The sequence below is a fragment of the Acinetobacter minutum genome, from assembly GCF_035916735.1.
Classification (GTDB): Bacteria; Pseudomonadota; Gammaproteobacteria; order Pseudomonadales; family Moraxellaceae; genus Acinetobacter.
The window spans coordinates 1-20,875 of the sequence record NZ_JAQIHG010000004.1; the positions used below are offsets into that span (position 1 = coordinate 1).

The window sequence follows — 20,875 nt, forward strand, 5'->3', positions numbered from 1 at the left end:
AAAAATGAAATCCCCTCGGGAATTTCTATCGCTAAAATTAGCGAGTTAACTGTCCGTTTTTACGGGGGCTAATACACCCTCAACTTAGGCATTAGCTCAGTTCTATTTTTGATAAGCCTCAGACTTCAGATACAGCTGGAAAGAATAAAACGAGACGTTTTACGCCCTGATCTCTTGCAAAATTATGCGGTTTCATAATGTGCAAATTACAATTGGAACAAAATCGATTTCCAAGTACAATATTGCCCTAGTCGAGGGATGCTGCAACAGTTTGGGAATAACTACCCAAATTCGCCAGGCTCGACGATCGGTTGAACATTCGACTCAACCAACAACGGCATCCGCGAACTCAACGATCAACATGTTATTTAGGAGATCCTGATGAACGCGGTGAATGCTTCATTTACAGATTATAAAGTTGCCGATATTGCTCTTGCTGATTACGGCCGTAAAGAAATCAAACTTGCCGAAGCCGAAATGCCAGCCTTGATGGGCTTGCGTCGTCGCTATGCGGCTGCAAAACCACTTGCGGGTGCTAAAATCCTCGGCTGTATCCACATGACCATTCAAACAGCAGTGTTGATTGAAACACTGGTTGAGTTGGGTGCGGAAGTACGCTGGACGTCATGCAACATTTTCTCGACACAAGACCATGCGGCAGCTGCGATTGCTGCAAGTGGTGTACCGGTGTTTGCCTGGAAAGGTGAAACTGAAGAAGAATATGTATGGTGCCTGGAACAGCAAATTAATGTGAATGGTAAACCTTGGGATGCCAACATGATTCTGGACGATGGTGGTGACCTGACTGCTCTTGTTCATGAAAAATATCCAGAAATGCTTGAACGTATTCACGGTATTACCGAAGAAACCACCACAGGTGTCGCTCGTCTGATTGAAATGTGCAAAGACGGTTCTTTGAAAGTACCTGCGATCAACGTCAACGACTCTGTGACCAAATCTAAAAACGACAACAAATACGGTTGCCGTCACTCGCTAAACGATGCGATCAAACGCGGTACCGACATGTTATTGTCTGGCCGTCGCGCGCTGGTAATTGGTTATGGTGACGTGGGTAAAGGTTCTGCACAATCCCTACGTCAAGAAGGCATGATTGTACGCGTGACTGAAATTGACCCGATCTGTGCAATGCAAGCGTGCATGGACGGTTACGAAGTGGTTTCTCCATACAAAAATGGCGTGCCAACTGGCAAAAAAGAAGACATCAACCTTGAGCTTCTACAAAATACTGACCTTGTTGTAACAACAACAGGGAACTACCATGTTTGTGATGCTGCCATGCTCGACAGCTTAAAAGCGGGTGCGGTGGTATGTAACATCGGTCATTTCGATACTGAAATCGATACCGCTTACCTTCGTGGTTACAAGTGGGTTGAAGTGAAGCCACAAGTCCATCAGGTATACCGTTCTGAAAACGAAAATGACTATCTGATTCTGCTTTCTGAAGGACGTTTGGTAAACCTAGGCAATGCAACTGGCCACCCATCACGCATCATGGATGGTTCATTTGCTAACCAAGTTCTAGCACAAATGTACCTGTTTGAAGAAAAATTTGCTGATCTTCCTGCTGAGCAAAAAGCAGCGAAAATCCGCGTTGAAGTTTTACCGAAAAAATTGGATGAAGAAGTCGCAGCAGCTATGGTTGCCGGTTTCGGTGGCGTATTGACACAATTGACTCAAGAACAGGCTGACTACCTCGGTGTAGCAGTTGAAGGCCCATTCAAATCAGATGCATACAAATACTAAGTAACCCAAGGGCAGTTGCATATGCATACTGCCCTTTTTACTCAGCCAATATTTGTACATCAAAAAAGGATTTGATATGAGCAAACGTGTTCCGATTTCTTTTGAATTTTTCCCGCCAAAAACTGATGCCGGTGCAGAAAAGCTGCAATTGGTACACCAGGAATTGCAACAGCTGAATCCTGAGTTTTTCTCGGTGACCTATGGCGCTGGCGGTTCTACCCGTGAGCGTACGTTGGCCGCAATCGATGCCTTTAATGCTAAAGGCACACCGGTTGCTCCTCACCTGTCTTGTATCGGGGATGACAAAGCGCGTATTGCTGAACTTTTAGATTTGTACAAATCCAAAGGTATCAATCGTATTGTCGCCTTACGTGGCGACCTTCCTTCAGGTCAGGTGGGTCTCGGTGAGCTACCATACGCACAGGATCTGGTGCGTTTTATCCGTGAACATTCAGGTGACCATTTCCATATTGAAGTGGCAGCTTACCCGGAAATGCATCCACAAGCAGAAAACTTCGATGCGGATATCCAGCGCTTTGTAGAAAAAGTGAATGCAGGTGCCAATGCTGCAATTACGCAGTTTTTCTTTAATCCAGATGCGTACTTTTACTTTATGGATCGTATCCAGAAAGCGGGTATTGATATTCCAGTAGCACCGGGCATTATGCCGATTACCAATGCCAGCAATCTGATCCGTTTTGCGGATGGTACGGGTGCCGAGATTCCACGCTGGATTCGCAAGCAACTGGCTGCGTATGGCGATGATGTAGAATCAATCAAAGCTTTTGGTCATGAAGTGGTCATCACACTTTGCGAACGCCTGATTGCTGGCGGTGCTCCAAGTCTACACTTCTATTCCATGAACCAGACCGAGCCAACACGCCAGTTAGTTCTTGACCTTGGTCTGAACTAAACTGCCTATATTCAACACACAACCAGAGACACGTAACCATGACCCGTTTTTATATTAATGCTGATTTGACTGTCGAGGAAACTTGCGAGCTTTCTGAAACCGTCTTTCATCATTGGGTTCGTGTGCTACGTGCTCAAGTGGGTGATCAAGCCACCCTGTTTAATGGCAAGGGTGGCGAATATGAGGTGACACTGACTGAAGTCAGCAAAAAGGCTGCTTCCGTACAGGTCAATCAGTTCAACCCAATGGATCGCACCCCTGCTTTTAAAGCACTGCTTGGCCAAGTGATGAGCAAAGGTGACCGCATGGATTACGCCATCCAGAAAGCGACTGAACTCGGTGTACACCAAATTCAGCTTCTCACTTCAGAGCGCTGTGAAATGCGTTTAAAGTACGATCGTGATCAGAAAAAACTGGAGCATTGGCAAGGAGTAGCAATTGCCGCTTGTGAGCAGTGTGGCATGAACCGGATACCCCAAATTTTGCCACCGCTAGCCCTCAGTGAATGGCTAAACAGTGAACTTCCAGCAACACGTTTAGTGCTTGCGCCGAACAAAGATCAGGTCAATGTACTGCAACATGCAAATTCAGAACTGGCCTTATTAATTGGCCCCGAAGGTGGCTTGAGTGAGACAGAAATTGAACAGGCAAATGCAGCAGGTTTCCAGAATTGGTGTATTGGGGAGCGCGTATTGCGTACAGAAACTGCACCGGTTGTAGCGCTTTCGATTTTAAATCACCATTTTGCTTAAGTCCGATTGCTTTTTATATTTCACCCACAAAACAACCAAAGTCAGCTCAGCCTTGATGTGCTTTTTTAGCAAAATTTCTTTAAAATTCCTTAATTTCCTTAGCTCTTCACCAAAACATCACATCGCTTAAATTAGCTTACTTTTCCATAGAATATCTGCCCAATTTGGGCGATATACCCTCAGGTGCATAAACTTATATCTCTTGAGTATTACTCTATAAATTTGAGCTCTAAGTTTGTTCGAAAAAGCAGCAGGCTTGACTGGGCGAAGTGCTCAACTAATGGTATATTCGGGAGAATTTAGCAAAAACCCCCGCCAGCAACGCTGGAATAACTCTTGCAACAATCGAGACTCAGATGGACGATCAATCATTAAAACAGCAGGCTTTGTACTACCACGAATTCCCAAATCCAGGGAAAATCAGCGTGACACCAAGCAAGCAGCTGGTCAACCAACGTGATCTAGCGCTTGCTTATTCTCCAGGTGTTGCAGCACCTTGCTTAGAGATCGAACGTGATCCTTCGCTTGCAGCCAAATATACCGCACGTGGTAACCTTGTTGCCGTAGTCAGTAACGGTACAGCTGTACTGGGTCTAGGTAATATCGGTCCATTGGCCTCTAAACCTGTAATGGAAGGTAAAGGCGTTCTGTTCAAGAAGTTTGCGGGTGTCGATGTATTCGATATCGAAATTGCAGAAAATGATCCAGACAAGATTGTTGATATTGTTGCTGCACTAGAACCAACCTTTGGCGGAATTAACTTAGAAGACATCAAAGCACCTGAATGTTTCTACATCGAGCGCAAACTGCGTGAACGTATGAACATTCCAGTGTTCCATGATGACCAACATGGTACATCGATCATTGTGGGTGCAGCATTGCTGAATGCCCTACAACTGGTTGAGAAAAAAATTGACGAAATCCGAATTGTTGCCTCAGGTGCCGGTGCTGCTGCCCTTTCTTGCCTTGACTTGCTTTGCGCACTCGGTGTCAAAAAAGAAAATATCATCGTTGCCGACTCACGTGGTCTAATCACCACCTCTCGTGAAGGCTTGGATGATTCGAAAAAACGTTACATGCAAGACATTCAGGCGACTCAGTTACACGAAGTCATGAATGACGCTGACATGTTCCTCGGTCTTTCTGCTGCTGGCATTCTCACCAAAGAAATGGTGAAACAGATGGCGGCTAATCCGATCATCTTTGCTTTGGCGAACCCAGATCCAGAAATTCTGCCAGAACATGCGCATGAAGTTCGTCCTGACGTGATCATGGCAACGGGTCGTTCAGATTATCCGAACCAGGTGAACAACGCACTATGCTTCCCTTATATCTTCCGTGGTGCACTCGATGTCGGTGCAACCACCATTAACGAAGAAATGAAGATTGCCTGCGTACATGCGATTGCAAAAATGGCGCATGTTGAGGCAGATGCGGCAACTTATGGTGAAAAATCAGCTTCTTTCGGTCGTGATTACCTGATTCCGCGTCCACTTGATCAGCGCTTGATTCTTGAGATTGCCCCTGCTGTTGCTAAAGCTGCAATGGACTCGGGTGTTGCAACTCGCCCAATCCAAGACTTTGATTCTTACCGTCAACGCTTGTCTGAGTTTGTGTATAACTCAGCCTTGATGATGAAACCAATCTTCGCCCAAGCGAAATCGGATCCAAAACGTATCGCGTATGCAGAAGGTGAAGACCTACGCGTATTGCGTGCGGTACAAATCGCAGTGGATGAAGGTCTGGTTAAACCAATCTTGGTCGGTCGTACAGCAGTGATCGAAGCCAACATCAAGCAGTTGGGCCTACGTTTACAAAATGGCCTAAACATCGAAATCATTGATCAGGAAAAGAACCCGCACTATCAAGCATTTGCCGATGATTACTATCAAATCATGCAACGCAAAGGCGTGACCGTGGAGTATGCACAACGTGAAGCACGTCGTCGTTCAACCCTGATCGCTGCGATGCTAGTTCGTCACGGTCTTGCAGATGGTATGCTGTGTGGTACTTACTCAAGCTATGACATTCACCTTGATTTCGTGAGCAACATTATTGGCTTGAAAGAAGGTCACAATACTTTCTTCACCTTGAATGCCTTGATGCTTGAAGATCGCAACCTGTTTATTGCAGACACCTATGTCAACACCAACCCGACTGCCCAGCAGTTGGCTGAAATGACCATTTTGGCAGCTGAAGAAGTTCGTCGTTTTGGTATGACACCACGTGTTGCTTTGCTTTCTCATTCTAGCTTCGGCAGCGACCAGACAGATCCAAGCGCGCAAAAAATGCGTGAAGTGTTCAATATCCTGTCTAAAATCGCACCGGAACTTGAAGTGGAAGGCGAGATGCACGGTGATGCTGCATTGGATGAAAACATTCGCCACTTCGCATTCCCGAACTCACGTTTCAAAGGTTCAGCGAATTTGTTGATCATGCCAAATCTGGATGCAGCAAACATTTCGTTCAACCTGTTGAAATCAACTTCTGGCAATAACGTGACGATTGGTCCGATCCTGCTTGGTGCAGCAAAACCAGTTCACATCTTGACGCCAACAGCAACAACTCGCCGTCTGGTCAACATGACTGCTTTAACTGTGGCTGAAATTCAGCAAGATCAAGCCTAATCCCAGAAAGCCGAGTAAAAAGCTCGGCTTGCTGACTTGAGAAAACCTCTATTCTGTTGCATGATTGCCTCAAGAATAGAGGTTTTTTCATGCAAGTGTATTTAGTGGGTGGTGCCGTTCGAGATCAGTTACTTGGACACCCCTATCAAGAAAAAGATTATGTGGTGGTAGGGGCTCAACCCGAACAACTTTTAGCTCAAGGTTTTCAACCGGTGGGTAAAGATTTTCCTGTTTTTCTCCATCCTGAAACCAAAGATGAATATGCGCTTGCGCGTACAGAGCGTAAAGCAGGTCATGGTTATCATGGCTTTGAATTTTATACCGATCCGAATGTCAGCTTAGAAGAAGATTTAATCCGGCGTGATCTCACCATCAATGCCATGGCAATGGATGAGCAAGGTCAGGTCTATGATCCTTATGGTGGCCAGCAGGATTTACAGTTAAAAGTACTGCGTCATGTTTCAAATGCTTTTGTTGAAGATCCTTTGCGTGTACTGCGAGTGGCACGTTTTGCCGCACGTTATCATCAGTATGGTTTCGCTATTGCCGATGAAACCCTGCAATTGATGCAAGAACTAGCCAATTCTGGCGAACTACAGGCATTGACACCGGAACGGGTCTGGAAAGAAACTTCACGTGCGCTGATGGAACGTGATGCAGATGTCTATTTTGAGGTACTACGTCGCTGCGGGGCTTTAAAAATACTTTTTCCTGAATTAGACGCCTTATTTGGTATCCCACAACGCCCTGAATATCACCCTGAAATTGATAGTGGCCTGCATACCCTCATGTCATTACAACAGGCTTGCCGTGCCAACTATTCCTTGGATGTCCGTTTTGCCGTACTGGTTCATGATCTGGGCAAGGCATTAACCCCAAGTAATGAACTCCCGCGCCATATCATGCATGAAGAGCGCGGAGTGAAACCGGTCACTGAAGTCTGTGAACGTTTAAAAGTACCGACTCAGACCAAACAACTGGCGATTGCCGTCTGTAGGGAACATCTCAAAGCACATCAAGCTTTAAGCTTAAAACCGGGTACTTTGTGGCGCTTACTGCAGCGTCTGGATGTTTTGCGCCGTCCCGAACGAGTGGAAGCTTTCATACAGGCATGTGAGTGTGACTCACGGGGTCGTTTGGGGCTGGAAGATCGCCCTTACCCTCAAGCTGCCTATATGTTAGAAGCCATGCGTGTGGTTCGAAACATTAAAGCCCAAGATCTCCCTCCTGAAATTCAAGGTCCAGATATTGGTGAAATGTTAATTCAACGTCGTATTGAAGCGATTGCTGAGCTCAAAGCGCAACATAAACATGACGTTGTCTAAGACATTACGATCATTCTATACACAGGCTGTCAAATCGACAGCTTGTTTTTTATGTGTCGGTTCGATTTCAATCGCTAACCTACCCATCAAAATAACTTAGCACATGCTTACTGTAACCCAAGCTTACCGAATCAGGTCGTAATCCTCCATGATTGATAGCTTGTGCCATTTGAGCTTAAAACCCATATTGCTAGAATCTACGCCATCTTGTGCCGGTCAAGTCCTCTCTCCTCTTGAGTTTGCAAAACAATCTCTCGGGTGGCTTGTTCCGGCACAGCCAATCTTACACTTTGCGGTCTTTCATCTAAAAATGGAACTACATTCTTATGGCTAATCTTTTTGCATTCCCAATTCGTATTTATATGGAAGATACTGATGCAGGTGGCATCGTCTATCATGCCAACCATATCCGTTTTATGGAACGCTGCCGTACCGAATGGCTACGTGCTTCAGGGATTGACCACTACTGGCATCAAAAAGATTATAACTTCGTGGTTCACAAGATCGCAGTGAAATACATGCGTCCAATTTTGATGGACGATCTGATCACGGTGACTGCAAGTGTAATTTCATGTAAAACCGCGTCATTTACCTTGCAACAACATATTTATCGTGGTGAAATCTTACTGGCTTCAGGTGAGGTCGAGTTGGCATGTTTAAATGTAAACATGATGCCTTGCCGCTTACCTGATGAAATTCGTGATCTTATTCGTAAAGAATTAGCGCAAGATTAAAAAAACTTGGCACATGTAACTTATGGCAACACAACTAGAATCCACTCTACATATCTCCGATTTAATTTTACAAGCGAGTCCAGTCGTACAACTGGTGATGCTGATCCTATTTCTTGCATCGCTGTATAGTTGGTATCTAATTGCCAAGTTGCATATGAGTTACAAAAAGGCCCACCAAGAAGACCAGCATTTCCAGAAAATGTTCTGGTCTGGGGCCGAATTGAATACCTTATATAATAATGCCCAGCTCAATTCCAAACGTGCGGGCCTCGAAGATATTTTTTATCTCGGTTTGGGTGAATTTCTTAAACTGAAAAAACGTCAAGCTTCTCTTGAACAAGGGATTGAAAGTACTGAACGAATCTTACGTGTCGGCCTCAGCCGTGACCAAGGACAGCTCGAGCAAGGCTTGGGCACCTTGGCCAGTATCGGTTCGGTTGCACCTTATATTGGTCTATTTGGTACGGTTTGGGGCATCATGAATGCCTTTATTGGGCTTGCAGCAGTCGAACAAGTCACTTTAGCTACGGTCGCACCGGGTATTGCAGAAGCCTTGATTGCCACAGCGATTGGTTTATTTGCCGCCATTCCTGCCGTTCTGGCTTTTAACCATTTTACAGCCAAAGGTGAAACCATTTATTCAAACCGGGCACTGTTTGCTGAAGAAATGGTCGCGCTGTTACAACGTCAATCAGTTGGTACTGCACAGGAAGAAGCGTAAATGGCGATTCAACGTTCGGGCCGTTTTGAACGTATTAAAAAACCCCTGAAAAGCGAAATGAACGTGGTGCCGTATATCGATGTCATGTTGGTTCTACTGGTGATTTTCATGGTCACCGCACCCATGATCACCAGTGGCATTGACGTCGATTTACCACAGGCCAACAGTACCTCCTTTGCCTCGAAAGAATCACCAGCTATCGTTTCGCTTAGCAAAGATGGCCAATACTATCTGAACTACAAAACCTATAAAGATGACCAAGCGCTTAGTTTGAGTCAACTACAAGAAATTTTAACAACAGCACAAACGGAAGCAACAGCGAACCAGCAGCAACTCAGTGTCTTGGTGAATGGTGATCAAAGTCGTCCGTATGGGGATGTCGTCGCCTTGATGGCCAGCCTGCAAGAAGCAGGTCTCAGCCAAGTTGGTCTACTGACTGAACCTTTAAAATAAATATGAAGCATTCTCCTCAACCACACGCGCAGCAAAAAGCCATTGCGATTGGTTTTACCCTAGGGGTACACACCGTTGCGCTGATTGCTTTACTTTATTTAGGTTTAAGTGATCCACCTAAACCATCTGAGCGCATGCAAGCGGTTCTCATCAAACCCGAGGATCTACCTCACCCTAAACCTGAAGCAGACACAGAAATCAGTGAAACGGTCCATCAGAAAGTAGCAGCTGAAATTCAGCAAACAGCTGAGCCTGTGCCAGCGGCACCTGTCATTCCTAGTGCTGCAGCCCCGATTAAAGTTGAAACTTCACCTGCAGAAACCACACTTGCCAAACAAAATGCAGAGAATGCGGCACGACGTGCTCAAGCCGAGCAACGTGCTGAAGCTGAAGCCAAATTAAAAGCAGAATTAGCAGCAAAGCAGCATGCTGAAGCAGCTGCTAATGCTCAGGCCACTGCAGATGCAAAAGCCAAAGCTGCAGCGGATGCAAAAGCTAAAGCTGTCGCGGATGCAAAAGCTAAAGCTGTCGCGGATGCTAAAGCTAAAGCTATCGCGGATGCAAAAGCCAAAGCCGTTGCAGATGCAAAAGCTAAAGCCGCTGCAGATGCAAAAGCTAAAGCCGCTGCAGATGCAAAAGCTAAAGCCGCTGCAGATGCAAAAGCTACAGCCGCTGCAGATGCAAAAGCTAAAGCCGCTGCAGATGCAAAAGCCAAAGCCACCGCAGATGCAAAAGCTAAAGCCGCTGCAGATGCAAAAGCCAAAGCTGCCGCTGATGCAAAAGCCAAAGCCGCTGCAGATGCAAAAGCCAAAGCTGCCGCCGAAGCGCGTGAGCAAGCGGAACAAGAAGCCAAAGCCTCGGCGGCAAAAAAAGCGAGCGAAGATGCAGCTCAAAAGAAAGCCGAAGCCAAAAGAATCGCTTCTACAGCCAAACGTGACTTTACCAATAAAATTCAACGTGCTTGGGATGTCCCCGCCGGTTCAACGGGTAAACAGGCCACGGCACGCGTGACTTTAAGTGACAGCGGGGCTGTACTATCGGTGGTTGTGAGCGCGAGTGATCCAGACATGAAAGCCAGCGTCGAAGCGGCTGTACGTGCAGCAGCGCCTTACCCAATGCCTGCGGATCCCGATGCGCGTCGCGAAGCCCGTAGTTTTAGCTCAACGTTTACAGCACGATAAATTAATGATGCATAATTACAGGGTTTGAATAGATTTAAATCCAGTAATTATGCTAAACAGAAACACGAAGAAAAATCCCAAATTTGAGTGCAAGACAATTATGGAAAACATGCGTAAACCGCTACTTGCTTTAGCCCTAACCGCAACCTTTGGGCCAATTTTGCCAACAGCTGCCTTGGCTCAGCTCCATCTTGAGATTGCAAAAGCCCCTGAACAGGCACCCAAAATTGCGATCGTGCCGTTTAGCAATGATCAGTCTATTTACCCGATTGTCGAAAGTGATCTCAACCGTTCCGGACGCTTCAGCAGCTCTTCAAAAAATTTACCGCCAACATCCGCTACCCTCAATCATTTACAAGCAGCTGACTGGAAAAATGCAGGTATTCCGTATGTGGTCATTGGTGATGTTAAGCCCGATGCCAATGGTAACTACCAAGTCCATTACCAGTTGTTTGATGTGGAAAAACAACAATATCTGCTCAATGAATTGTTAACCGTGCCAAGCTCACGTATTCGTCAAGCCGGTCATATGATCAGTGATGCGATTTATCAGGCCTTAACCGGAATTCCAGGTGATTTTAGCGGTCGTATTGCCTATGTCTTACGAAATCCGGCGACTCCTGATCAACGCTATACCTTGCAAATTGCTGATACCGATGGTGAACAGCCACGGACGGTACTGTCCTCACGTGATCCGATCCTGTCACCCACTTGGACACCGGACGGCAAAAAATTGGCCTATGTGTCTTTTGAAACTAAACGTCCGGGGATTTATCTACAAGATTTAGCCACAGGCCAGCGTGAAGCACTGGCACGTTTTAGAGGGTTAAATGGTGCGCCAAGTTTCTCACCAGATGGCCAATCCATGCTATTTACCGCATCCATGCATGGTAATCCTGAAATCTACCAAATGGATTTGAATACCCGCCAGCTCAAACGCATGACGAATGATAACGCAATTGATACAGAAGCACGTTATGCACCGGATGGGCAATCTTTTATCTTTACCTCGGATCGTGGTGGTTCTGCCCAGATTTACCGTTACAGTTTTGCTGATGGTTCAGTCAAACGTCTGACATTCCGTGGTGCGTTTAATGCACGCGGTAGTTTGAGTGCCGATGGCAAAAAAATCGCGATGGTGCACCGTCCAGCAGACAGCAACTATAAAGTTGCTTTACAGGATATCAATACCGGGATTACCCAAATTTTGACACCTACCAGTCTGGATGAATCGCCAAGTTTTTCACCCAATGGCCAAATGGTCGTGTACGCAACACGCGAAGGGAACCGTGGCTTGCTGTCGATTATGTCAACAGATGGCCGTTTCCGGATGAACTTGCCAAGCGAACAAGGTGAAGTACGCGAACCGGCATGGGCACCAAAATAAAATCACCGACATGCTTTAAAAAAAACCATTGATGGAGCTTCAAATGAATCTGATTAAACTGTGTACGCTTCCCCTGCTCGCAACGGCCTTGGTCATGACTGGCTGTGCAAGTCGCAAACCAGCCACCGAGATCGCAACGGGTAATAATAATCTCGGTACGGGCACTGCAACGACGGTCAATACCACTGGCCTCAGTGAAGATGCAGCACTCAATGCACAAAATGCTGCAGGTGCTTCTGCCAAAGGAGTGACTGAAGCCAATAAAGCATTCTTGGCCAAACGTGTCGTACATTTTGATTATGACAGCAGTGAGCTTTCTAGCGAAGATTACCAAACCTTACAAGGTCATGCACAATTCCTGGTGGCGAATGCCAACTCGCGTGTTGCTTTAACCGGTCATACCGACGAACGGGGTACACGTGAATACAACATGGCACTCGGTGAACGCCGTGCCAAAGCCGTGCAAAGTTTCCTATTGACCAATGGTGTACAACCACAACAGCTTGAAGCTGTAAGCTATGGTAAAGAAATGCCGGTCAATCCTGGCCATACAGAAGAAGCATGGAAAGAAAACCGCCGTGTTGAGCTGAACTATGAAGCGGTACCACCGTTATTAAAATAAGCATATCACAAATAAAAAGCCCGGATACATTCCGGGCTTTTTATTTCTCAACTGTTATTGGGCTTCGTGTTTTTCCGCATCGGCCGCATGCATCGATTCAATTAAGTCATGTTTATTGAATTCTTTATATTCCGGCTTATTTTCATAGCCTTTCCATGCATCTTTGACACTTTCTGCGGAAATGTTTTCTAGGCTGATCGGTTCGCTAGGCGTTGGAGTTGCGTCGAACTTTTTCGTTGTCATTTCTGGCTCCTATGTCATTTCGTCCTTTAGACATCAACATAACATGTTCTTCAGGACTTTCAAGGGTAAAATCAGCGCAAATAACATGGTTTAAATTTTATTTTATTGCGTTCTCATCTAAAATACGCCAATTGATTCATTCCCCCCTTTTGCCGATTGGAGTCATCCTGTATGTCATATCGCACCCTATCCCAATATTTACAACAACAAGATGGGAATTTAACGCCTGAACTTTCACAAGTCATTGAAACGATTGCAAACACCTGTAAAACGATCGATCAGGCTTTACAAAAAGGTGCGCTTGCCGGCATTTTGGGAAGTGCTGAACATGAAAACGTGCAAGGTGAAACCCAGAAGAAACTGGATGTCATCTCGAATGATTATCTGATTGAGGCTTTACGCACTCACGCGCATGTCGGTGGTTTGGCCTCGGAAGAACTTGATGAATTCACCCCAGCGCAAGAAAATGGTAAATACCTCGTGTTATTTGATCCACTCGATGGTTCAAGCAATATCGACATTAACATGTGTGTCGGCACTATTTTCTCGATTCTGCCAGCAAAAAATGCAGTTACACAGGCAGAAGACTTTATGCAGCCAGGTACCGCTCAAGTCGCGGCAGGTTATGTTCTGTATGGTCCATCGACCATGATGGCCTTGACAGTCGGTGCAGGTGTAGTATTCCTGACTTTAGATCCTGAAACTCAAGAATTCCTGGTCACCTCAGAAAATGTTCAGGTCGCGGAAGATACTAAAGAATTCGCGATTAATGCCTCTAACCAACGTCATTGGGAAGCACCGGTCAAACGCTATATTGATGAGCTGCTTGCAGGCAAAACCTCAGTACGTGGCAAAGACTTTAATATGCGTTGGGTGGCCTGCATGGTCGGTGATATTCACCGTATTCTATGCCGTAGCGGAATTTTCCTTTACCCTTATGATCTTAAAGACCCGAAAAAAGCAGGCCGTTTACGTCTGATGTATGAAGCGAACCCAATGAGCATGCTGATGGAACAAGCAGGCGGTGCTTCAACTACGGGGCGTGTACGGATCATGGAAATTCAACCGACGGAACTACACCAACGTGTACCCGTGATTATCGGCTCTAAAAATGAAGTTGATCTTGTCACCAGCTACCATTAATCATTTTGCTCAGCCGCTGATACAGTTTCATGCTGTAGCAGCGGTGGACGTTTATACTTATGTCAATTATTTTTCTTGAATCAAAAGATAACCCCAAAATTAAACATCTGCGGGGGCTGATTGAACAGAATTCTTACCGCAAAAAACAACAGCAAACCGTACTCGAAGGCACTCATTTATGCCTGGCCTGGTTACAAGAAAACAAGAAGATTAATGCGATTTTCACCACAGAGAATGCTTTAAAACATCCAGACTGGAATGATATTAACGAGCACTATCACGGTCATATTTTTGTGATCAGTGAATCATTGTATAAAGATCTCAGTACTTTAGGTACGACCCTAGCCTGTCTCGCGATTATCGATCTGCCAAAACATAACGACAGCATGCGTTACGATATGGATACTCTCATTTTAGAAAATGTGCAGGATCCTGGTAATGTAGGCACACTTTTACGTTCTGCAGCTGCAGCCAATATCAAACAGGTGGTATGTACCGCAGGTTCCGCTTCCCTCTGGTCACCACGTGTATTACGTGCGGGAATGGGTGCGCATTTTTCTTTGCAGACTTTTGAAAATGTCGCATTAACCGAAATTTTAGAAAAATTCAAAATTCCAGTCTATGTGACCAGTTCGCATCAATCACGTAGTCTCTACCAGCAAGATTTACGACAACCTTGCGTTTGGATCTTGGGTAATGAAGGTCAAGGCGTCAGTGATTATGCACTCGCACATGCCCAGTCAGTGACCATTCCTCAGCCAGGTGGACAGGAGTCTTTAAACGTCGCAGTGGCAGGTTCAATCTGTTTCTTTGAAATGGTGCGTCAGCGTCTATAAACCTATAAAATCGTTACGTTATTTTACCTGCTCTGTATTGGCGCCAAAAAACGATTACACTAGCTAAAATAATCGCTTGAGTTGTCAACCATTCCCTTGTTTTTGACGTTATATAATTAATAAAGTTAAAAACAAGGGTGGGTACTCCATGACAGGATTTTCCATCTCTATGGATCTAGCGCCCAAACAGTCCAAATCAGAATCAATGAGTGCTCAAACGAGTACGGTTGAACAACGCCTGAAGAATTTTATGCAGGATGTCAGTGGGCGTGCGTTGGTCATGATGGAAAGTGCAACGCAAGGCCAACAGGGTATCGCGACTGACCTGGTACAAGAGGCATTTATTGCCTTGCACCAGTCATATGCAGAGAAAACGCTAGAAGAATGGTATCCCCTGTTCTATACCATTTTGAATAACAAGTTACAGGATTGGCGCCGTAAAGAAGCACGCAGAGCCCAACCTTTTGCCTTTTTCAAAAAAATTAACTTAGATGATGATCAGGAAGAAGCAATCGAACTGGTGGATGAAACCAGCTTAAACCCTTCAGATTTTTTATCACAAGCGGTAACCGTAGAAGAAATCCAGCAGGCGATTGCCCAATTACCAGTTCGTCAACAGCAAGCCTTTATGTTACGTGCCTGGGAGGGGTTCGATACCCAAACCACCGCACAGATCATGAATTGTAGTGAAGGCAGCGTCAAAACCCATTATCATCGTGCCATTCAAGGGCTGCGTGCCAGTTTGGTACATTTGAATCCTTATTTGGGAGGATCATCCGATGAAAAATGATGATTTTACAAAACAGGTGACGTCCAAACTCGATGGACTCGCCCGGCAGCATAAAGATAAACCTGTCGTCATGAATCATGTGCTTGAGCATATTCAAACGCGGTCAACTTCGCGTTATGGCTGGTGGAAAATGACTGGCTTTGCGCTGGCTGCAGCTTTGGCAGGTTTTATCGTATTGCCGAATGCACTGGAATTGACAGAGAAACCGCAAAATCAGGTGGTGGTTAGCCCTAAACTTTCACCACAAATGGTCGAAGACTTAGAAATGTTAATGGTTTTAGGCGAAGACAAGGTGCCACATGGCAGCTAAAAAATTAGCACTGGCCTTTTGTGCCGTCGGGTTTTTACAGACCAGTTTTGCTGGATTTGAACGTTTCTGGATTTTTTCCAAAGATGCCAATACCCAGGTCAATGATACTTGGGAGGAACTTTCTGAGGGTGAGCAAATTGCGCTGATCAAACGCTACCAGCATCTCAAAGAATTACCGGACCAACAAAGTGTTGCCCTCCAGCAACGTATGGAATGGTTTACTCAATTGCCAGAACAGGACAAACAGAAAATGCGTGAAGCCTGGCAACAAATGAGTACACAAGAGCGCAATGAATTACGGCAACGGATGCAACATGCCACACCAGAACAGCGTCAGGCGATTCGACAGGAATATATCAATAAATATGTCGGGATCAACACAGCCAACAAATAAATAAGCGATTAGATAGGTCAAAGTGATAAAAATAGCCTCTGATTGAGGCTTTTTTTATGGCAATCAGTTTAACTGCGATATTCATCAATTAATGCATAAATCTGGCGCAAAGTGGCATTTGACAATTTAGTCTTTTCCCCTTTTAACAATTTTTCTAGCTGCTCCAGTGTCTGTAATAATAAAGCGGCCTGATGCGGACCATACAATAATAAATAGTCCACGATCTGCTGATCCAGATGTACCCCACGGCGTGTCAGCACCGAGTTAACCAAAGCCTGGCGATCGGCATAGAGACTGCCAGTTGGCACCTTCACACTGACCGCTTGCGTCAGGCGTGATTGCAAATCGGGTAATTCTAGCTTCAGCTCTATTGGAGCAACACGTGAAGAAAAGACCAGTTGCCCACCTTCGGCATTTTGATAATTGATGAGATGAAACACTGCACGCTGCCAATGTGGCACACCGCTGATGGCCTCGATATCATCCAGGGCCACCAGATCATATTTTTCCAATGACGTAATGGCCTCAATCGGCGCATCTAGCAAGGCCAGCAACGATACTTTGATCGCTGATTTACCCACATCCAAATAAGAATCACAAATCGCGGAAAGCAGATGGCTTTTACCGGTACCCGCCCCCCCATAGATATAGAAACTACGGATCAGTCCAGCGTGTAACTGGCGCACAGCATCAATCACAGGCCCCCAACCTGGCCCCGAAAAATCACTAATTCGGGCATCCAGTTGCGGCTCAATATCTAACTGCAATTGACGCATATCTACTGTAAACCTTAAGGTTGATCTTGATCAATGTTAATCGATTTTTCAGTCGCTTGCTGATCTTTTCTGTCGGAATCCAGCGCCTGAAGATCTGGAGTGACCAGCAAATTCGCTGACTCAGCGGCCTGTTCAACTAAATTAGGCGGCCCATAAAATGCGCTATGCTCATAGCTCTCGCGTACATGCTTTAACAGCACCACAATAACGGCCGCCACAGGAAGTGCGATTAACATTCCAATCAGACCACCTAAATGGGCACCTGCCAAAACAGCAAAGACCACTGCAACCGGGGAAAGACCAATCTTATCGCCGAGCAAGAACGGCTGTAAAATATAACCTTCTACGGCCTGTCCAATCATAAACACCACCACAACCAGAATCAGCTGCATCCAGTCGATACCAAACTGGAATAAGGTGGCGACAATCGCAGCAATGATACCTACAGCAAACCCTAAGTAAGGGATAATACTGGCCAGCCCTGCAACCATCCCAATAATCAAACCGACTTCCAATCCGATCAGTTGCAAACCTGATGCATAGACAATGCCTAACAAGAACATCACCAGAAACTGTCCTTTCACAAAAGCGCCCAGTACACTATGACATTCTCTCACAATCACCATGGCATTCGGTTCATAGCGACGCGGAATCAGGCGATGAAAAGAATCCAGCATCCGCTGCCAGTCCAATAAGAAATAGAAAGAAATAATCGGAATCAGAACCACGGTGCCCCCAATCTGAATAAAGTTCAATCCGGATTGCGCCACTTTTAACAGCATGGTCTGAATACTGTCGGCACTATAGTTGGTCTGGATATATTCCATAATGACAGTGGACATCTGCTCCGTATCGATTTCCATCCGTTCGACATTAAAGTTATGGGACACCCAAGGCAGGAAAGTGGAATTTAGCCAGTGAATACCAGCGGGAATACTGTCACGGGAATAGATTAATTGTTTCCAGATCAGTGGCACGACATACCAGATCGCCAGAGTAATCAGAATCCCGATACCAACAAAGACCACACTAATCGCCAACCAACGCGGTAGTCTCCAAGCATGTAAATAATCAACTAGCGGACTAAACAGGTAGGCAATTAAAAAAGCCCCAATAAAAGGTAGAACAACAGGTTTAAGTAAATATAAAATCCAGAGAACGAGTGCGATGCCTGCAAGGATAAAAATACGGCGCAAGGTACGATCGAGCATAGAATCTCGCCTTTTCTCAGTTTAATCGTTATAGAAGAAAATATTTTAGTAAAGATAGCATTTTAGCGCATAAATAACATAAGAGTTTCGTTTATTCAGGTTATAATCTCACGCCATTGCGGAGACTTCATTATGAGCAACTCAACTTCTACCCCTAACTCTGGTTTAAGCTATAAAGACGCTGGTGTCGATATTGAAGCGGGCGACGCACTGGTCGATCGAATCAAATCTGTAGCTAAACGCACAACTCGTCCTGAAGTAATGGGCGGTCTTGGCGGCTTCGGCGCACTTTGCAAAATTCCGAAAGGTTATGAAGAGCCAGTTCTTGTTTCAGGTACCGATGGCGTAGGCACAAAATTACGTCTGGCATTAAACCTGAACCGTCATGACACGATTGGTCAGGATCTAGTGGCAATGTGCGTCAACGATCTTTTGGTCTGTGGTGCTGAACCTTTATTCTTCCTCGACTACTATGCAACAGGCCATCTTAATGTGGATGTAGCAGCAAATGTCGTAACCGGTATTGGTAAAGGTTGTGAGCTAGCAGGTTGTGCATTGGTCGGTGGTGAAACCGCCGAAATGCCAGGCATGTATGAAGGTGAAGATTACGATCTTGCTGGTTTTGCCGTAGGTGTAGTTGAGCAAAGTAAAATTATTGATGGCTCTAAAGTCAAAGCCGGTGATGTCTTGATTGGTATCGCATCAAGCGGTGCACATTCAAATGGTTACTCACTGCTACGTAAAATTCTTGATGTAAAAAATGTCGATTTAACGCAGGAAATCGATGGTCGCCCATTGGCTGATGTCGCGATGGAACCTACCCGCATTTATGTAAAACCAGTGCTTGAGTTGTGCAAACAAGTGGATGTCCATGCCATGGCACACATCACGGGTGGTGGTTTACCAGGCAACTTGCCACGTGTCTTGCCAAATGGTGCACAGGCGGTAATTGACGAAGCTTCTTGGGAATGGCCAGAACTATTCAAACTACTACAACGTGAAGGTGGTGTTGAACGTTTTGAAATGTACCGCACCTTTAACTGTGGCGTAGGTATGGTCATTGCTGTTGATGCTGCTGATGCGGAAAAAACCATTGAAGTGTTGAATGCACAAGGTGAAAAAGCCTGGAAAATTGGCTACATCCAGGACAATGCTGAATCGGTTGAAGGCGCAGACGAAAAAATCCGCGTAATTTTTGCATGATACGAATTGCTGTACTCGTTTCAGGCAGTGGTTCTAACCTACAAGCACTCATCGATGCCCAGTTATCTGGGCAAATCGTAGGTGTATTGTCGAACAAACCAGATGCCTACGCGCTTACCCGTGCAAAAAATGCCGGGATCGATACTGCGGTAATTGAACATAAACACTTTCCAACACGTGAAGTCTTTGATCAAGCCATGCATCAGCAACTGCTGGACTGGCAAGTTGACTTTGTGATTCTTGCCGGCTTCATGCGGATTTTAAGCGAGAAGTTTGTGCGTGCGTGGGAAGGTAAAATGCTGAACATCCATCCCTCTCTGTTGCCCTTTTATAAAGGCATGCATACCCATCAGCGTGTGCTGAATAGTGGGGATGTCTTCCATGGCTGTACCGTACACTATGTCACGCCTGAACTGGATGCCGGTCAGGCCATCGCTCAAGGTATCTTAAAAGTCGGGCCACATGATGATGCCAACCATCTGGCACATCGTGTGCATGGGCTGGAACACTTGATTTATCCGCAAGTGGCAGAATGGATCTGTCGTGGTGATTTGCACTATGTGCAAGGCCAAGCCATTTTTAAAGGGCAGCCTTTAACTGAGCCTGTGCAGTTCTGCAAATTCTAAAAAATAAAAAAGCGCCTTCTCGAAGGCGCTTTTTTATTTGTCTTACAAGCAATAAATTAATGAGGTTGTCGAATTAATTGTTTAATCAACTGAGCCACTTCAACAGGATGCTCTAATGGAAACATATGCCCACCCGGCGTAATACTAAACGGAATATCCCATTTTTTCTCCACCATCTGGGGAAACTTACGCTGCAGGAAAATGCTCTCCTGCCCCACGACAAGATGGGCAGGCATAGACAGTTTCTTTTGCGGTAACCACCACAAAGAAGGATTGGTCCGGAAAATCTCAACCTCGGCATTTTTGGGAATGGTTAGTGTCACCCCACCACGCGGATCATCCTGCAAAGCATGCTCGATATAAGCATCAAAACATTCCGCATCAAAATCCCGATAAAATCCCTTAGGGCGCAGCAATTCCGCCGCCTGTGCACGACTCTCCCAATGATCACGACGGCGCAAAGACAAACCAGCCGGCGTGATACGATCCAAAATTTTCGCACTGAACATTTTCGACAAATGCAGGGTCAGTCCATCCTTCCCCATAATCAATGGAGGATCCAGCATAATCACCTGCTGGAACAAATCAGGACGTTGCATGGCTGCCATAAAGGTTAGCGCAGAGCCTAAAGAATGTCCCAAGCCAATCACGCGCTGACCTGATGCCTGTGATTCAATGCTGTCGATGACTTGCTGTACCAGATAAGGCCAATGATTGCTGATCGGATACTTAGGATTAGTTCCAATCAGCGGAATCGACACGACCTCATAATCATCAGACAAATGATCAAAAAGCTTTTGGTACACGGCAGAAGGAACACCATTGGCATGTGCAAAATGCATCACCGGCTTATTGGTCATCTCT

Annotated in this window: 22 protein-coding genes; 18 read left to right on the forward strand and 4 right to left on the reverse strand. The window is 45.6% G+C overall.

The features are described 5' to 3' along the window. The first annotated feature begins 381 nt into the window (after positions 1-381). The 11 genes from ahcY (at position 382) to pal (ending at position 12,479) form a co-directional block, all read left to right on the forward strand. Positions 382-1,764 (forward strand): adenosylhomocysteinase, encoded by a 1,383-nt coding sequence (gene ahcY / locus PAE54_RS02750; protein WP_326518339.1) that lies wholly within the window; start codon positions 382-384, stop codon positions 1,762-1,764. 76 nt (positions 1,765-1,840) lie between these two features. Beyond that, positions 1,841-2,677, forward strand: coding sequence for a methylenetetrahydrofolate reductase [NAD(P)H] (metF, locus tag PAE54_RS02755; protein ID WP_273777090.1), 837 nt, complete (start codon positions 1,841-1,843; stop codon positions 2,675-2,677). 38 nt (positions 2,678-2,715) lie between these two features. Continuing rightward, positions 2,716-3,429 (forward strand): 16S rRNA (uracil(1498)-N(3))-methyltransferase, encoded by a 714-nt coding sequence (locus PAE54_RS02760; protein WP_326518340.1) that lies wholly within the window; start codon positions 2,716-2,718, stop codon positions 3,427-3,429. A 356-nt stretch (positions 3,430-3,785) separates the two neighbouring features. After that, entirely contained in the window at positions 3,786-6,056 is a 2,271-nt protein-coding gene (locus tag PAE54_RS02765; protein ID WP_326518341.1) for an NADP-dependent malic enzyme, read from the forward strand. Between the two features lie 89 nt (positions 6,057-6,145). Continuing rightward, positions 6,146-7,381: a multifunctional CCA addition/repair protein gene (locus tag PAE54_RS02770; RefSeq protein ID WP_326518342.1), complete on the forward strand. Its 1,236-nt coding sequence runs from the start codon at positions 6,146-6,148 to the stop codon at positions 7,379-7,381. Positions 7,382-7,707: 326 nt separating this feature from the next. Further along, entirely contained in the window at positions 7,708-8,115 is a 408-nt protein-coding gene (gene ybgC / locus PAE54_RS02775; protein WP_326518343.1) for a tol-pal system-associated acyl-CoA thioesterase, read from the forward strand. 22 nt (positions 8,116-8,137) lie between these two features. After that, positions 8,138-8,836 carry a protein TolQ gene (gene tolQ, locus PAE54_RS02780; protein WP_326518344.1) on the forward strand — a complete coding sequence of 233 codons (699 nt, stop codon included), beginning with the start codon at positions 8,138-8,140 and terminating at the stop codon, positions 8,834-8,836. After that, positions 8,837-9,289, forward strand: a complete 453-nt coding sequence (gene tolR, locus PAE54_RS02785; protein ID WP_326518345.1) for a protein TolR — start codon at positions 8,837-8,839, stop codon at positions 9,287-9,289. 2 nt (positions 9,290-9,291) lie between these two features. Then, positions 9,292-10,470, forward strand: a complete 1,179-nt coding sequence (gene tolA, locus PAE54_RS02790; protein ID WP_326518346.1) for a cell envelope integrity protein TolA — start codon at positions 9,292-9,294, stop codon at positions 10,468-10,470. Between the two features lie 100 nt (positions 10,471-10,570). Beyond that, positions 10,571-11,857: a Tol-Pal system beta propeller repeat protein TolB gene (tolB, locus tag PAE54_RS02795; RefSeq protein ID WP_273777103.1), complete on the forward strand. Its 1,287-nt coding sequence runs from the start codon at positions 10,571-10,573 to the stop codon at positions 11,855-11,857. Between the two features lie 43 nt (positions 11,858-11,900). Beyond that, the gene (gene pal, locus PAE54_RS02800; protein WP_326518347.1) at positions 11,901-12,479 is read left to right on the forward strand and encodes a peptidoglycan-associated lipoprotein Pal; all 579 of its coding nucleotides are present in this window, start codon (positions 11,901-11,903) and stop codon (positions 12,477-12,479) included. A gap of 54 nt (positions 12,480-12,533) precedes the next feature. On the opposite strand, the gene PAE54_RS02805 is transcribed toward pal, so the two are convergent. After that, positions 12,534-12,722 (reverse strand): NF038105 family protein, encoded by a 189-nt coding sequence (locus tag PAE54_RS02805; protein ID WP_273777107.1) that lies wholly within the window; start codon positions 12,720-12,722, stop codon positions 12,534-12,536. 171 nt (positions 12,723-12,893) lie between these two features. Between PAE54_RS02805 and PAE54_RS02810 the strand changes: the two genes are divergently transcribed. The 5 genes from PAE54_RS02810 (at position 12,894) to PAE54_RS02830 (ending at position 16,195) form a co-directional block, all read left to right on the forward strand. Continuing rightward, positions 12,894-13,865, forward strand: coding sequence for a class 1 fructose-bisphosphatase (locus tag PAE54_RS02810; protein ID WP_326518348.1), 972 nt, complete (start codon positions 12,894-12,896; stop codon positions 13,863-13,865). Between the two features lie 59 nt (positions 13,866-13,924). Beyond that, positions 13,925-14,701, forward strand: coding sequence for a TrmH family RNA methyltransferase (locus PAE54_RS02815; protein WP_326518349.1), 777 nt, complete (start codon positions 13,925-13,927; stop codon positions 14,699-14,701). A 169-nt stretch (positions 14,702-14,870) separates the two neighbouring features. Then, a complete protein-coding gene (locus tag PAE54_RS02820) occupies positions 14,871-15,491 on the forward strand; it encodes an RNA polymerase sigma factor (RefSeq protein ID WP_326518350.1) in 621 nt (206 codons plus the stop codon). After that, entirely contained in the window at positions 15,481-15,801 is a 321-nt protein-coding gene (locus PAE54_RS02825) for a hypothetical protein (RefSeq protein WP_326518351.1), read from the forward strand. The genes PAE54_RS02820 and PAE54_RS02825 overlap by 11 nt, the downstream gene beginning before the upstream one ends. After that, entirely contained in the window at positions 15,791-16,195 is a 405-nt protein-coding gene (locus tag PAE54_RS02830; protein ID WP_326518352.1) for a DUF3106 domain-containing protein, read from the forward strand. Before PAE54_RS02825 ends, PAE54_RS02830 begins: the two co-directional genes overlap by 11 nt. A 68-nt stretch (positions 16,196-16,263) precedes the next feature. On the opposite strand, the gene hda is transcribed toward PAE54_RS02830, so the two are convergent. Together hda and cxpE are read right to left on the reverse strand one after the other, a co-directional pair. Beyond that, positions 16,264-16,971: a DnaA regulatory inactivator Hda gene (hda, locus tag PAE54_RS02835; protein WP_326518353.1), complete on the reverse strand. Its 708-nt coding sequence runs from the start codon at positions 16,969-16,971 to the stop codon at positions 16,264-16,266. Between the two features lie 14 nt (positions 16,972-16,985). Further along, the gene (gene cxpE, locus PAE54_RS02840; RefSeq protein ID WP_326518354.1) at positions 16,986-18,182 is read right to left on the reverse strand and encodes a chloramphenicol efflux transporter CxpE; all 1,197 of its coding nucleotides are present in this window, start codon (positions 18,180-18,182) and stop codon (positions 16,986-16,988) included. 132 nt (positions 18,183-18,314) lie between these two features. On the opposite strand from cxpE, the gene purM reads away from it, so the two are divergent. Both purM and purN read left to right on the forward strand, forming a co-directional pair. Further along, positions 18,315-19,385, forward strand: coding sequence for a phosphoribosylformylglycinamidine cyclo-ligase (gene purM, locus PAE54_RS02845; RefSeq protein WP_326518355.1), 1,071 nt, complete (start codon positions 18,315-18,317; stop codon positions 19,383-19,385). Continuing rightward, on the forward strand, positions 19,382-20,011 hold the full coding sequence (gene purN / locus PAE54_RS02850) for a phosphoribosylglycinamide formyltransferase (RefSeq protein ID WP_326518356.1): 630 nt from the start codon (positions 19,382-19,384) through the stop codon (positions 20,009-20,011). Before purM ends, purN begins: the two co-directional genes overlap by 4 nt. Positions 20,012-20,067: 56 nt before the next feature. Here the strand turns inward: purN and PAE54_RS02855 are convergent, their stop codons facing one another. Beyond that, positions 20,068-20,871 carry an alpha/beta fold hydrolase gene (locus PAE54_RS02855; RefSeq protein WP_326518357.1) on the reverse strand — a complete coding sequence of 268 codons (804 nt, stop codon included), beginning with the start codon at positions 20,869-20,871 and terminating at the stop codon, positions 20,068-20,070. Between the last annotated feature and the right edge of the window lie 4 nt (positions 20,872-20,875).